The 14,797-nt window shown below is 36.8% G+C and carries 16 protein-coding genes; all 16 read right to left on the bottom strand.

All coding sequences use genetic code 11. From position 1 onward, the window contains the following. Positions 1–37: 37 nt before the first annotated feature. A complete protein-coding gene (gene atpE, locus KM885_RS03875; protein WP_047186717.1) occupies positions 38–244 on the bottom strand; it encodes a F0F1 ATP synthase subunit C in 207 nt (68 codons plus the stop codon). Positions 245–330: 86 nt separating this feature from the next. After that, the gene (gene atpB / locus KM885_RS03870; protein WP_047186716.1) at positions 331–1,053 is read right to left on the bottom strand and encodes a F0F1 ATP synthase subunit A; all 723 of its coding nucleotides are present in this window, start codon (positions 1,051–1,053) and stop codon (positions 331–333) included. A 124-nt stretch (positions 1,054–1,177) separates the two neighbouring features. Further along, positions 1,178–1,567: an ATP synthase subunit I gene (locus KM885_RS03865; RefSeq protein WP_047186715.1), complete on the bottom strand. Its 390-nt coding sequence runs from the start codon at positions 1,565–1,567 to the stop codon at positions 1,178–1,180. 543 nt (positions 1,568–2,110) lie between these two features. Then, positions 2,111–4,324: a S8 family serine peptidase gene (locus KM885_RS03860; RefSeq protein WP_216883546.1), complete on the bottom strand. Its 2,214-nt coding sequence runs from the start codon at positions 4,322–4,324 to the stop codon at positions 2,111–2,113. Positions 4,325–4,414: 90 nt separating this feature from the next. Further along, a complete protein-coding gene (locus KM885_RS03855; protein ID WP_047186713.1) occupies positions 4,415–4,726 on the bottom strand; it encodes a type II toxin-antitoxin system RelE/ParE family toxin in 312 nt (103 codons plus the stop codon). Beyond that, complete coding sequence (locus KM885_RS03850) at positions 4,707–4,982, bottom strand: type II toxin-antitoxin system Phd/YefM family antitoxin (protein ID WP_047186712.1); 276 nt, start codon at positions 4,980–4,982, stop codon at positions 4,707–4,709. Before KM885_RS03850 ends, KM885_RS03855 begins: the two co-directional genes overlap by 20 nt. 140 nt (positions 4,983–5,122) lie before the next feature. Continuing rightward, entirely contained in the window at positions 5,123–5,752 is a 630-nt protein-coding gene (gene upp, locus KM885_RS03845) for a uracil phosphoribosyltransferase (protein ID WP_047186711.1), read from the bottom strand. 292 nt (positions 5,753–6,044) lie between these two features. Next, entirely contained in the window at positions 6,045–7,283 is a 1,239-nt protein-coding gene (locus tag KM885_RS03840) for a serine hydroxymethyltransferase (RefSeq protein ID WP_047186710.1), read from the bottom strand. Between the two features lie 172 nt (positions 7,284–7,455). Next, the gene (locus KM885_RS03835) at positions 7,456–8,007 is read right to left on the bottom strand and encodes a TIGR01440 family protein (RefSeq protein ID WP_216883598.1); all 552 of its coding nucleotides are present in this window, start codon (positions 8,005–8,007) and stop codon (positions 7,456–7,458) included. A 103-nt stretch (positions 8,008–8,110) separates the two neighbouring features. Beyond that, positions 8,111–9,412 carry a methyl-accepting chemotaxis protein gene (locus KM885_RS03830; RefSeq protein WP_060668174.1) on the bottom strand — a complete coding sequence of 434 codons (1,302 nt, stop codon included), beginning with the start codon at positions 9,410–9,412 and terminating at the stop codon, positions 8,111–8,113. A gap of 15 nt (positions 9,413–9,427) precedes the next feature. Continuing rightward, the gene (locus KM885_RS03825; RefSeq protein WP_047186708.1) at positions 9,428–10,030 is read right to left on the bottom strand and encodes a low molecular weight protein arginine phosphatase; all 603 of its coding nucleotides are present in this window, start codon (positions 10,028–10,030) and stop codon (positions 9,428–9,430) included. Positions 10,031–10,289: 259 nt separating this feature from the next. Further along, positions 10,290–10,844: a manganese efflux pump MntP gene (locus KM885_RS03820; RefSeq protein WP_204797993.1), complete on the bottom strand. Its 555-nt coding sequence runs from the start codon at positions 10,842–10,844 to the stop codon at positions 10,290–10,292. An 87-nt stretch (positions 10,845–10,931) separates the two neighbouring features. Further along, positions 10,932–11,963 (bottom strand): L-threonylcarbamoyladenylate synthase, encoded by a 1,032-nt coding sequence (locus KM885_RS03815; protein WP_204797992.1) that lies wholly within the window; start codon positions 11,961–11,963, stop codon positions 10,932–10,934. Between the two features lie 280 nt (positions 11,964–12,243). Further along, the gene (locus KM885_RS03810; protein ID WP_145523402.1) at positions 12,244–12,648 is read right to left on the bottom strand and encodes a hypothetical protein; all 405 of its coding nucleotides are present in this window, start codon (positions 12,646–12,648) and stop codon (positions 12,244–12,246) included. A gap of 75 nt (positions 12,649–12,723) precedes the next feature. Next, positions 12,724–13,338 carry a stage II sporulation protein R gene (gene spoIIR, locus KM885_RS03805; RefSeq protein ID WP_047186703.1) on the bottom strand — a complete coding sequence of 205 codons (615 nt, stop codon included), beginning with the start codon at positions 13,336–13,338 and terminating at the stop codon, positions 12,724–12,726. A 116-nt stretch (positions 13,339–13,454) separates the two neighbouring features. Continuing rightward, entirely contained in the window at positions 13,455–14,774 is a 1,320-nt protein-coding gene (locus KM885_RS03800) for an N-acetylmuramoyl-L-alanine amidase family protein (protein WP_052771794.1), read from the bottom strand. Between the last annotated feature and the right edge of the window lie 23 nt (positions 14,775–14,797).

Here is a 14,797-nt window from a genome sequence, read left to right as displayed (position 1 = left end):
CGCCATTCTTTTAATGATCTATCATTTAATTAATAGACTACATTACCATTAACGCAATAACTACACCGATAATCGGCACCGCTTCAACTAGACCTACCCCAATAAACATGGTTGTTTGTAATTGACCTTTAAGTTCTGGTTGACGTGCAATCCCTTCTACTGTACGACTAACAATTAAACCATTACCAATACCTGCTCCAAGTGCACCTAAACCTACTGCAATTGCTGCTGCTAAAGCTCCCATAATATAATTTCCTCCTTGATAATTTATATTAATTTTTTTATTATTTCCAATTTTAATGATAAATTAAAACTGGCTGAGTCACTTAATTAATGTTCATCACTAACTTTGTGTGAAATATAAACCATTGATAGCATTGTAAAGATAAATGCTTGAATACCACCAATAAACACACTAAATCCTTGCCAAGCTAGGAAAGGAATAGCTCCTCCAATAAATCCTAATACGCCGGATGTTGTTAAACCTACTAATAATGTTAACAATACTTCACCAGCAAAGATGTTACCGAATAGACGTAAACCTAATGTTAAGGTGTTGGAGAACTCCTCCACTATTTTAATAGGGAATAGCGGCCAAATTGGAGTAAAATAGTCTTTTATATAAGCTTTACCCCCACGCAACTTAATTCCATAGAAATGGCTTAGAACAATTACCATGACAGCTAATGACAGGGTTAGACCCGGATCTGCTGTTGGAGATTTCCACCATAAGTCACCATTTACTACCCCATTGGTCATTACGCCTAACAGATTGGCTACTAAAATATAACTAAATAGGGTTAAGGCTAATGGCAAAAACAGTTTACCAGTCTTCCAGTCCATCGTGTCATTGACAATTCCCTTAACAAAGTCAAGAATCCACTCCATTACGTTTTGTGCACCTTTTGGCTTCATTTGTAAATTTCTAGCACCTAGTACACTAATAACAAAAACAATCAATGATGTTACAGCTATCATGAAGACATTAGCCAAATTAAAGTCTAGCCAGGAAATCCCGAATACATCTTCAACTATTGGAGCTGTATGATCCAAAACTATCACCTCTTTTCAGATTTATAGTATCTAGAAACCTCTTTGATTGCCGATAGACAATCTATACTGCAGCAGGAAACATTTCTCCAATCTGCAAAAAGGTCTGCCATCATATGAGTAACCTTTACGATTCCTTCACTTTCTTCTGTTTGATAATTTCTAGAATCATGTCAAATAGAATAATAAGATAAGAAGATAAAACCCCTATAGCTACACCCATAATATGGAAGACCTCTTGATAACGTAGTGCCAGTAAAATCCCAATCGCCACTGCAGCCAGTCTTGAAAAAACTCCTAGTCCACTCCGAGCTGCGCCAGTATCTACAACGGATTTACCAAATGCTTCGGTTTTTCGCTGTAATAACCATAAATTATAAAAGCTTATGGCTGACCCTAAGATTAGACCGTTAAAAACATGGGTATATGGTGTAAAACCAGCCCCTAGCACTAATATCGACAGAAAATAGAGCATCCATTTACGTTGTCGTCGAACCATACTTTCATATTCTGACATTTTCTCTCTCCTATTTCCTTTATGCTTAGTCTAAAGCCCCAGATTGCTCTAACCTTTTGTGAAGTTGTTCAAAAAGTTCTTTTGAACACATCTTTAGGGAATCATTTGCCATTATTCGTTGTTATTCAGCATTTTTTTCATGTTTACGACAGTAAGGATAAGCGAATACTATGTACTTGAGTTTTCACTATCTATATGTTGTTTAATGAAAACCTTACCATCCCACACTAAGTTAGTTTACATTAGCAGGACTACCATTGTCAATCGCTTTTGTAAGTTAATTTGCATTAATTTAACAACAGAAAAAAGCTCTATTTTGCAAGGTGTTTCCCCCATCTTTTCTTTACAATCATAGTACCACAACATCCGCATCAAGATGTCGCTAAATCCAAGTCTTTTTTGAACTATTATTGACAAATTTGTGAACGAAAGAACTCAACAAAAAAAGACCAATCAAAAGAGTGTTTTAACCCTCTTGATTGGTCCTTTTTAATAGGGAGGAAAGAAACGTACGTCCCTTACCGGGCGCTTGCGCCTTTGTTTTTATTCAATCATTATTATTGTTTCATAACTTTCATACGTTCCATCTTCTAAATAGACCGTTATAATTGCCAGGTAATTTCCTGGATTTCCGATTTCTTTTTTCTTCATTTCCCCTTCATTCATCCCCGTTTGTAATTCTTCCGTTGTTAATAACGTTCGGTCAAAGAGTAGTGTCTGTGGATCATACAAATCTACTTTCACTTTTTTAGCAGGTTCCGTGACGTATAATTGATACGTATAAGAATCCTCCGAAAAAGGTTTTAAAGCAAATTGAAATCCCATTGCCTTTGGATTATCCGTAGTTTGATTAATAAATAAATACGGTAATTGATAGGACTGTTCACTATCCTTCCTATTTAATTGCAACCATCCTTGTTGTAAACCTTCCTCAACTTGAGGACTTGTTATCGTTAATTTTATGGGGAATGTCTTCGTTTCTTGTTTCTTTACTGTAAATGTTTGCGGTAATTCCCAAGTGATTCCTTTTTGTTTCTTTGGTATATCAAAATAATAGGTTTGATCTTGATTAGTTTTATTTTCTATTTTGACTTGAACCATTTTTGTTTCATTATATTTTTCTATTTTGCCAAAGGATAGCTTCGCCCCATGAATAATGGCATCTGTTTCAATTGCATCACTCGGTTGAATTTCGCCCATCCCTTGAACGATTGGATCAAAAAGATTTCCTTCCTCATCCTTCAATGGTATAGCAGTCGTTTCGATTGCTCCATAAATTTGTTCGGTAGTCCAATTTGGATGTGCTTCTTTTATTAATGCGATAACTCCAGCAACATGAGGCGCAGCCATACTTGTCCCTTGTAAAGATTGATATCCCCCTGGAACAGTACTTAATATGTTCGTCCCCGGTGCTAATATATCTGGCTTAATATCCCAATTCACTGTTACTGGCCCCCTAGAGCTGAAAGGAGCAATTGTTGTATCCACCTGTTGATAAGCTGTTTCAAGGTAAACAGAATCCTTGGCTACTAGTTTATTTAGCCATTCCCCATCTTCTTTGGAAATCATCGCAACAGGAATTTTGATTGGTTCTTCCCCCGTATCAATGGATCCACTAATCATGTCATCTTCATTATTTGCAATTAAAACAGCCTCTGCTCCTTTTTCTTCCGCTTCCTTTGCCAAATCATAAAAAGGAATATCGCTTCGTTGTAATAAAGCAATTTTACCGTACATATTTTCCTTTTCTGTATCTTTTACAATTTGGTGGGACCTTTCAAAGTCCCAAGGAACAGACCCCATCATTACTTGAATAAGAAAAGGCCGATTCGACTTCGGTTCCACAAGATAAGGTATTTTTTGCGGATTGGTAGAAGCACCAACTGAGAATGCTTTTGATGCGGTTGCAGGAGCTCCAACGGTCCAATGATTTGGCCCACTATTTCCATTTGCAATAACGACAGGTACACCAAGTTCAACGGCACGGTTCACCGCTACACTCGTTGGATAATCAGGCCCATTTACCGAATTACCCAAAGATAGATTCAATACATCCACATCATCTTTTACAGCCTGCTCCATTGCAGCCAGTACTTGTACAGATGTTCCAGCCCCCCCTGGTCCTAGGGCACGGTATGAATAGATTTCCGCATCCGGTGCAACACCTTTCAAATCACCATCCGCTGCGATAATACCTGCAACATGAGAGCCATGAATAGTCGGGATACCCTCTTCTTTCAATGTTTCCATTGGATCTTCATCAAGGTCTACTAAGTCATATCCGGCTTTGTAATTATTAGAAAGATCCGGGTGGTTGTAATCAATACCGGTATCCACAACACCAACTTTAATTCCTTTTCCTGTGTATTCCGTATCATTTAAGTCAGAAGGAATGACATCAGATTTTTTCTCTTTTAATCCCTCATACGATTGCCTAAGAGTTTGATTTGCTTTGAAATAAGGTAAAGCCTCATAAGTTTGAACCGTATGAATCGCCCTAATAAATTCGAGTGATTCCAATTTCTCTAAGTTTCGTGGTTTTCCTTGTAACGCCACCCCATTAAAAAGCAATTCATATGTTGCTACGACATCAATAAAGGGGTAATTTTTCTCAATATATTCTTTCCGCTCTTCAGGGTCTCCCTCAACCTCTATAATAATTGAATCTACCTTTTTTTCTTCTTCCGCCAGTGATACTTGGGGTTGGAAAATATTAAATAAGCTTATAAGTAAAAGTAAGAAGATCAAACGATACATAAAATGGAGTTCCCCTTTTTACAGGTAGTTTCTGTAAAGTAATAGGGAATTATGCAGTGAATGTGGATGTTTATAGTGGATTTTGTTTGTTTAGTTTGAGGTGAAGATACTAATATAATCTTGAGATGCATGTAATACACGATATACATATACCTTATTATCAAAAATCCTATAGAATGCCAAATATGGTTTTATAACTAACATTCTAAATTGGTAAGTACTTAGTTCAAGCCCCCTTACCTCTGCACCCAATTCAGGGAAGTGAGAAAGTTGCTCCAACGAACTAAAAATCTTATTTAACATCTCATACGCAGCCTGAGAGTTATGAAGCAAAATATAATCAAATATAGCATCTAAATCTCTATTCGCCTCAAGCGATAGCTCAACTTTGTAACTTTTCATCTATCTTTTCCTTTATTCTATTTTTGGCAATGTGAAGTGGTATGGATGGTTCTCCAGATAAACGTTGTTCCTCCGCAATTAATAATTTTTCCTTTAATTCAATTATGGCTTTTCTTTTCTCAAACGCGTCTACACTCATTAACACAAGGTCTTCTTCTCCATTGTCTGTAATGTATATTGGTTCAGCCTTTTGATGAGCTAATTCTGAAATTTGTTTGTAATTTTCTTTAAGATTAGCTGAAGATCTAATATGCATTTTATTACCCCCAACTTTTTTGGTTTAGTATTGTTTTAATTATATAACCCTATACACTATATTGCAATGTTTACTAAACAGTCTGAATATATCGGCTACAGAAAAAGCTGCTACTTACATAACAGCTTTTTTCATGTTTTTTATTTTGTTCCGAACAACCTATCTCCTGCGTCACCAAGTCCTGGCACGATATAACCGTGATCATCAAGTCCTTCATCTAATGCTGCTAAGTAAATATCTACATCCGGATGCTCTTTCTTAATCACTTCTACACCTTCAGGGGCTGCTACTATGCACATAAGACGAATATTTTTTGCTCCGCGTTTTTTCAATGAGTGGATAGCATCGTTTGCTGAACCACCTGTGGCAAGCATTGGATCAATTACAATTAGTTCACGTTCTTCAATATCAGAAGGCAATTTAATGTAATACTCTACAGGTTGCAATGTTTCTGGGTCGCGATACAGTCCAACATGTCCTACTTTTGCCGCTGGGATTAGTTTACGCATTCCATCAACCATTCCTAATCCTGCACGTAAAATGGGGACAAGTCCAATCTTTTTCCCAGCTAGTATCTTCGCTTTTGCATTCATAACTGGTGTGTCTACATCTACTTCTTCTAATGGTAGGTCTCTTGTAATTTCAAAAGCCATTAACATTGCAACTTCATCAACAAGCTCTCTAAATTCCTTTGTACCAGTGTTTTTATTTCGAATATACGTTAATTTATGTTGAATTAATGGATGATCCAAAACGAATACATTGCCCATACTTTCCGTTCACTCCTTCAATTTTCATTCTATCAAATTGTACTTAAAAAATGATAGGGATTCAAGCTTTGCGGAATAATGTCGAAAAGAGTATTTTTTCAGTATTTTTTCTAAGGTTAATTAGGTTCGCTAGCTTGAATTGGTATTCACACTTCAAATATCAGCAATCACACTACTCTTATCAGCGGTTCCCGCACTCGATATCAGTAATTTCACTACACACCGGCATCCCATAAGTATATAACCAAAAAAAGATGCTCCCCAACATGTTAAGGAACATCTTTCAAATCAATTATTTTTCGTACAATGGAAAATTAGCTGTTATAGCATTCACACGTTCTCTCGCTTCATTTAATACAGCTTCATCTTCATGATTTTTCAATGTTTTCGCAATAATAGCTGCTACTTCTTTCATTTCTTCTTCGCCGAATCCACGAGAAGTAACTGCAGCAGTACCCATACGAACACCACTAGTTACGAACGGACTGTTTGTGTCAAATGGGATCGTGTTTTTATTTGTTGTAATTCCAATTTCATCAAGAATGTGTTCCGCTTCTTTTCCTGTAAGCCCAAGTGGAGTCACATCAACTAATAATAAATGGTTGTCGGTTCCACCTGAAACAATACGTAATCCTTCTTCGATAAATGCATCACTGAACGCTTTAGCATTTTTAATGATTTGTCCAGCATATTCCTTGAATTCATCTGATAAAGCCTCTTTAAAGCATACCGCTTTCGCCGCAATGATATGCATTAATGGTCCACCTTGAATACCAGGGAAAATGGATTTATCAATCATTTTTGCATATTTTTCTTTACATAAAATCATACCACCACGTGGTCCGCGTAATGTTTTATGAGTTGTTGTCGTTACGAAATCAGCATATGGTACTGGGTTGGGATGAAGATCTGCTGCAACTAATCCAGCAATGTGTGCCATATCCACCATTAAATATGCTCCAACTTCATCTGCAATTTCGCGGAACTTTTTAAAATCAATGATACGAGAATATGCACTTGCACCAGCAATGATTAATTTCGGTTTCACTTCTTTTGCTTTTTCTAAAAGCGCATCGTAATCAATTTGTTCTGTTTCTTTGTCTACACCGTATTCCTCAAAATTGTAAAGTTTTCCACTAAAATTAACAGGGCTTCCATGTGTTAAGTGACCACCATGGTTTAAATTCATACCTAGAACTGTATCACCTGGTTCCAAAACAGCGAAGTATACACCCATATTTGCTTGCGAACCTGAATGTGGTTGCACGTTAGCATGTTCAGCACCGAATAATTTTTTGGCTCTGTCACGTGCGATGTCTTCTGCAACGTCTACGAATTCACAACCACCATAATATCTTTTTCCTGGGTAACCTTCCGCGTATTTATTCGTTAAAACTGTACCCATCGCTTCCATTACAGCTTCCGATACAAAGTTTTCTGATGCAATTAGTTCAATTTTATCTTTTTGACGTTGCCCTTCATCTTTAATCGCTTGATATAATTCCGGATCGTGCTTGATTACCTGGTCCATTTCTTTAGCCTCCTAGTGAGATTTTTTCCATCATTCACTTTTTTAAAAATTATGTTTCTATTGTAACGTGTATTGTTCGATTTTTAAATAGTAATTTTATAATATAGACAATGACGATTCATCCATTTCATAAAAATCCGCACATTAACCACGAAAAAACAGTATTTCCTTTTTATTTTACTCTTGTATTCTCATAATTTGCCCGGATTCCACCAATTAATTTTGGTCTTGAATATGCTGCCGTAACCCTCGCTTCACCAATAAAGCGTTGTTTTAAACGTAATGGAACCGCAACATGTTTCAGATGCATTCCAATCATCGTTTCCCCAATATCGATTCCCGTATTTGCTGTAATTTGTTCGACAACGACAGGATCATCCATATGTTTAAAGGCAAATGCAGCCATAGAGCCACCTGCTTTTGGTACTGGGACAACAGCAACTTCTTCCAAATTAGAGGCTTGTAATGTTTTCCGTTCTACCACAAGGGCACGATTTAAATGCTCACAACATTGAAAGGCCAACGAAACTCCGGTTTTTTCCTTCAACTCCTTCATTCCTGTAAAAATAGCACTTGCTATTTCCTCACTACCAGAAGTTCCTATATGTTTCCCAGCAACTTCACTCGTTGAACAACCAATGACAAAGATATCTCCATCATGAAGATGTCCACTCTCTACCCATTCCTGAACAATTTCACTTATATTTTGTTGAATGTTTTGAATGTCATTCCCCACATCGTTCACCTCTCCACTATTTTAAAATTCATTTTATAATGAGGCTGTCCCAAGGTCTAGCCTTGAAACAGCCTCATTTTTACCGGACTTTTTAAACATCCTCTTTCACTTGAAATTGATGTATTTGTTGATTTAATTGTTGCGCATGCACTTCTATATTATAAGACAATTGTTCTACTTTATCTATTATAGCAGATTGTTCTTGTACGGCAGCATTAACTTCTTCTGCTCCTGCCGAAGTTTCTTCGGCAATCGCCGCAACTTCTTGTGATTGTCTAACTGTATTTTGGATTAGCTGTAATTGATTATCTACTAATCCCGATATGTTACCAATTTCCTCCGCAACGTCATTAACGGATTCTTCCATTTGACTAATCGCTTCATTGGTCTTTTTCCCATTATTTGATTCTTTCTTCGCAACTTCAACATTCCCATTGATCTTATTTACAACAAGTTGAACATCACGTTGAATAGAAGAAATTAAGCTAGAAATGTTTTCTACCGCCTTCGCACTTTCGTCTGCTAACTTGCGAATTTCCTCTGCAACAACTGAAAAGCCCCGACCATGCTCGCCAGCCCTAGCCGCTTCAATCGATGCATTTAGTGCAAGCAGATTTGTCTGCCCAGCGATTTCTCCAACCATAGAAACAATAGATTCTACTTGTTTTGCATTTCGCTGCAAATGTTCAACATCTTTTAATGAAGCAACTTGTTCAGTTGCCAGTAGATTAATCCCATCTACTAATTGGTGAAAAACAAGTTTACTTTCCTTTAATGTTTGTAGCATTGTAATTGATTTTTCTTTAGATTGTTTAGCCTTATCTTGAACCTTCGCAGCCAAATCCGTAGCCATTTCCACAGACTCTGCCGTACTTTGAATCGCCCCAGCTGATTGCTCCGCTCCACTAGAAATCTCATCTATAGCCGTACTAATTGCTTGAGAATGCTCAGTGGATTGATTGGAGGTCTCTTTCATTAGTAATACCGCTTCGTTTGTATATTGAAAGTTTTTATTAATATCAAGAACGATTTGGTTTAGATTTTTAAGCATCGTATTCACAGAAACACTTAGATCCCTGATTTCATCATCTGAGCTTGGAATGGGAACTTCCTGATTTAAATTTCCGTTCGCTGCCTCTGAGGCGATTTCTGACAACTTTTCCAATGGTTTTGTAATAAGAAAGGCTGCAAAAAAGGCTAAAAGACCAGACCAAAATACTCCACCAAATAAGGTGAGAATGGTATACCAATGCAACGGTATCTGTATATACATTCGTACATAGTCATATAAAATATAAATGAAAAAGGCACTTGTTCCATACGTAATCATAGCTAATATCGTAATGAATAAAACCAATTTCAAGCGTAAACTAAAGCGATACTTTCTCCTCATAAGTTGCTCCCCCGATTATTGTTTTATCTTCTGAATTAGTAGGTCAATATATTGATCTAGTTCCTTTAAAGTATTTTGGTAAATGGTCAAACTTCCACCGAACGGATCCGATATATCGTAATTAATTAAGCTAGCTTCCAAGCTGCGAATCGTTGCAATATCTTCTTGTAATAGTTGATCCGTTAAAATTTCTAATTCATACTCTGGTAGTTTGCTATTTTGCTGTTTGATTTGCAAACGTTTCTCTTCTAAGACCGCATACGCCTTTTTCAATTCATCCCATACTCTTTTATCGGAATCAAGTACAAATTCCTTTAGCGTATAATACTTTTCTTGTTGATTTGGAAAATCCATAATCAAAGATTGTTTATGCTGTGAGGTCATTGTTAACACAACATCCGCCCATGTTAACAATGGTATTGTCACTGGTTGAGACTTATGATCTATATCAATATTATGTTCTTTTAATACTTGAACTGTCTTATCATTTGCTCGCTGATTATAACCCGCAAAGATGCCTGCTGATTGCACCTCGACTTCTGGCAGTTTATTTTTTAATAGGGCTTCTGCCATCGGACTACGACATGTATTTCCCGTACATACAAATAAAATTTTCATAATGGTACCTCCATTTTGTTCTCCTTTTCACAATCTCATAATTCAAATATATCACATTCTAATCCAACATTGTTCAAATTTTTGTCAAAAACCTAACTAAAGGCGCTTTCAAAAAAAGGATAAAAAGAACCGAGCTCGGACACGGGCGATAGTAATAGATTTTCCATTATTTCCTATTGAAAAAACATCGAATGTCATTTTTACGAGACCTTTTGAACACCCTCTAAAGAGAAAAGGACCCTTGCCTTAACAAGAATCCTTAACCTATTAATAAATTCAAACCAAACCCACATAAAATACTTCCACCAAGTATTTCACTATATATTCCCAAAAATCCGTGCACTTTTCGTCCTAAAAGGAGCCCAATCCAGGTAAGTAACATACTTATAACACCAAAAGTGATGATAACAATCGCAGTTTTGGCACCGTACATTCCTAAACCTAAACCAACTGAAAAACTATCCAAGCTCACGGTAAAAGCAATTGCTAATAACCCAAATCCTTTAGGGTCTAACATTTGCTTAGAGTCATGAATAAAGGCATTAATGATCATCTGAATCCCAATTCCTAGTAACAACACACCCCCAGCTAGTACTGCAAAGTTTCCAATCGCACCAGATATAAATTTTCCTAAAATAATTCCGATTAATGGCATCATGATGTGGAATACTCCAATTGCTAGTCCGACTAAAGCAATTCGTTTTAGTCGCAACTTTTGCATTCCCAATCCAAGACTTACCGAGAAAGCATCCATTCCTAAAGCAAATGCCATAAAAAGAAAGGAAATTATTTCTTCTATGTAGGATCCAGTCATAAATTAACCCCCTAGAGCATGCTTGTAAACTATATGCATGTCCTAGGGGGAATATGAGTGGATGGTATATGAAGTTATATTCTCTTATCAAATTCCTTCTACTATATATTCTGTTGCTGCCTTTTGTAATCGATTCATGACCGCCTGACCAACCCCTGAATCGGAAAAAGCTTCACAAATGATAAGGTCAACATCACCCTGTTTATATTTACGTAATCCATCATATAGATGAGTAGCAATTTCATGGATGTTATCCCCAAGTGGATAGCTATCTTCAACTTCAAGTTTTGCAGATGTTTGTGAACTAGCGAGCACTCCTATTTTTTTCCCTTTTTCACGCTCATCATTAATTAACTGTTGAATTTTTTCCACAGATCCTTTGACTAACCACATAGGTACTTCTGGGGAATAGTGGCGATACTTCATTCCCGGTGCTTTTGGCTTTTCGTTTTTATTCGCAAGGGATGGGTCCACTATTACCGTTCCGACTACTTCTTCTAATTGCTCTTTCGTCACTCCACCTGGTCTAAGGATAATGGGGATAACTTGTGTACAGTCGAGGACAGTAGATTCTACCCCTACACCAGTCGCACCGCCATCTAATAATCCGGATATTTTACCTTGCAAATCTTCCCATACGTGATCCGCTAATGTCGGACTAGGTTTTCCCGAAACATTGGCACTAGGTGCTGCAATTGGGATATCACATGTTTTCAATAACTCCCTAGCAACAGGGTGATCCGGAATTCGAACTCCTACTGTGGATAATCCTGCCGTGACATTTTCCGCACATGTCCCATTTGTTGGTAAAATATATGTTATTGGACCTGGTGAAAAAAGATCCATTAACTTTTCAGCATATGGTGGAATATTATCCACAAGTCTTTTTAATTGTTCCTTTGTCGCAACATGTGCAATTAGTGGATTATCCTGTGGACGGCCTTTCGCTGTAAAAATCTTTGCTACCGCATTTTCGTTCGTCGCATCCGCACCAAGACCATATACGGTTTCAGTAGGGAAAGCCACTGTTTCACCCGATCTTAGTAGCGCCGCAGCCTCCTCTATTGCATCCTTATCCATTGACTCGTTTATCGTTACATTCCATCGTTTTGTTTCCATATCACTAGTTCCCTCTTTTCTCTATTTCTATATTTTAGAGGAATGAGGGAAAATAATAAAGCACGAAGAAATTATCCACAAGGGCTTTCCCATCATTTAAACTCTTTTCACTTACATTTGTCGTTTTATACACATATATGTCGAATTGCCAACAGTTTTCTAACAAGTTATGCACAAGAGCTTGTGGATTGTGTGCATATGTTTTTAAAATTTTCCATACAATTCGGTCCGTTCTTCCTATAAAGTTGACTTCCATCAGTGGACAACCCCATCTTCATTATTAAGAAACGTTATATGTCCACCAACTTCCTTTTTTAAGTGGATATTTGTCCACAAAACTCGCATCTTTTTGTGGATGGAATTGCAGCGCTTCCAATAATATATCCACAACTGGTTGATGACTGTGTACATAAACACTTTTTGCTTTCAAAGACTTTGCGATTGTTAAAATAGATTCCAGTAATACTGGTAATTTATTTGCTTCGGTTCTTGTAATATATAATTGTTTTAACCAATAAGCATCTTTTTCATCCATTTCATCTAAAATAAAACAACCTTCAATTTTGGAATTAATTTTTACCACGAATCCCTTTTCCACTAAACTATTCCTATCTAGATTTTCATTCCGCTTAAAAAAGTCCTCTAACATCACATCTGAAACTTCATTTGCCGGTATAATATGCATGTTCGTCACCCCTTCTATTAAATGTAATAGATTGATTCTTTCTGTTTCTATCATCCTATGCACGAAATAGAGGAACTATGACCATCCTAACCATTCAAATAAGAAAAATTTTACTTCCTTTTCTTCTTCTTCCTGCTCTTCTTCTAATTCCAATTCTTCTGCCTCTTCTGCATCCGCTGCAGACACACTCGTTCCAAATGAGAAGTCTAGGAAGCATAGCGGTGGAAATAATACGCACCACCAGTTATCCCCTTTCCCTTCTCCAATGGTAATTAAAATTGCTTCATATTTTCCCGCAGGATATAAGTAAGAATCATAGAGTTTTGTTGGGAATTCTACATTTTTGCCATATTCAACCGTGAATTCATTTTCAAATCCTTCTTCTTCTATTACGTTGGCTACAATTTCTTCCACTTCCGGCAATCTATTTTGAATTAATTGACGTGCTTCTTCAATATCTGTCATATATTCAACCCAGCTAGATACTTCTTTGTTTACTTCATCCCTAACTTTACGTTTTAATTCTTGATCCTTATCGTCATCACTATTTGCTAAAATACGAAGACGAATCGCTTCATCTGGAATCACTTGATACTCCTGATCTATTCCTTTCCCTTGACTAGTACCTGTGTTTGGAAAAGTAAAAAATAATATAATAAATATAAATGCGGTAAATAATAATTTTTTCATCTTTATTTTCCTCCCCTGTTCTCTTAATTCTATTATGGACAGGAGGGAAGTATTTTAAACTAGTAATCTACTAATTTAATTAGAATTTTTTTATAATCTGTTGCCAATTACAAAACCTAATTAAAATAGTCTTCCAATCCAGCGACAATCCCCTTGGCAGCTTTTTCTTGGTACTTACCTGTTTGGACAAGCTTCCGTTCTTCAGAGTTACTGATAAAACCAAGTTCAAGCAATATAGCCAATTGGTTGTTATCTTTTAACACTTTAAAATCAGCGTGTTTCGTTCCACGATCATGGAGCTTTACATCATTGATCAGTGCTTTATGAACGGTATCGGCAAGCTTCTGATTCTCACCCCCACCATAATAAAAGGTATGGATTCCACGTACAGATTGGTCTTCAAATGCATTATAGTGAAGACTAACAAATACATCCGTATTAGTGGAGTTACTAATTTGTACCCGTTCCTCCAATGGAATAAATGTATCATCCGACCTGGTTAATGTAACGGAAGCTCCTTTATTATGTAATTGTTCTTCAACTTTTTTCGCCGTATAAAGTGTTAATGTTTTTTCATATACCTCTGTTCGAACCGCACCGGTATCTTTCCCACCGTGACCTGGGTCAATAACAAAATGATAACCAGACAAAGTCTTGCCGTCACTTTGCTTCCTTTGAGCTTCTTGGTTTTCCTCCTGTTCCCTCGTTTCAACAACAGATTCTTCTTTTTCATCACGTTCTTCATCCAATTCTTCATCCTCATATGGTGGGACTAGTTCTCCTTCTAACTCTTCTCTTTCGGTAACTTCTGTTGTTTGTTGCAGATCAGCTTCTTCACTTACCTCTGACATCGTGAACTCTGTAGATTTGTTTTTTTCATCTAGGAATTCTAATGCCATCCATGCTTCTTTTCCATTATAAAATGTTCTTCCCCAACCAGATGATTCTTGAAAAATAGTAACTTCTGTTCCCATGTTTAATTCAATAATAATCGTTGAATTTTTATCAGGGGAGGTGCGTAATCTTAAGGCAGGTACTTTCACTTCGTACAATTTTCCACTCTCTACAGAATCACTGGACGCCGTATCTTTTTCCAAAGGTGCAGCCGTTTGGTTTTGCGATTCTTTTGCTTCCGGCTGTTCAACATCTTTCTCTTCTACCTGTGTCTCATTCACCGCTTCAAGTTGATGTAATGCGACCCATGCTTGTTCTCCATTATAAAATGTACTCCCCCAACCATATGATTCCTGAAAAATAGTAACTTCTGTACCGTTTTTTAGTTCAGCTAGAACAGTTCCATTTTGGTCTGGTGCATTCCGTAACTCTACTATTTCTGAATTAACTTTGTATAACTGTCCACTATCCGCGTGAACTGTTGGTATAAAAATAAATAGACAAACAAGAAAACCAATGCCTATTAAAATGTTTTTTTTCATATAAAGTCCTCCGATTAATAGTT

Origin of the sequence: Oceanobacillus caeni (genome assembly GCF_019037185.1) — a bacterium.
GTDB classification, from domain to species: domain Bacteria; phylum Bacillota; class Bacilli; order Bacillales; family Amphibacillaceae; genus Oceanobacillus; species Oceanobacillus caeni.
Note: the sequence above shows the minus strand (reverse complement) of the source record. Positions and strands in the feature narration are given on the sequence as shown.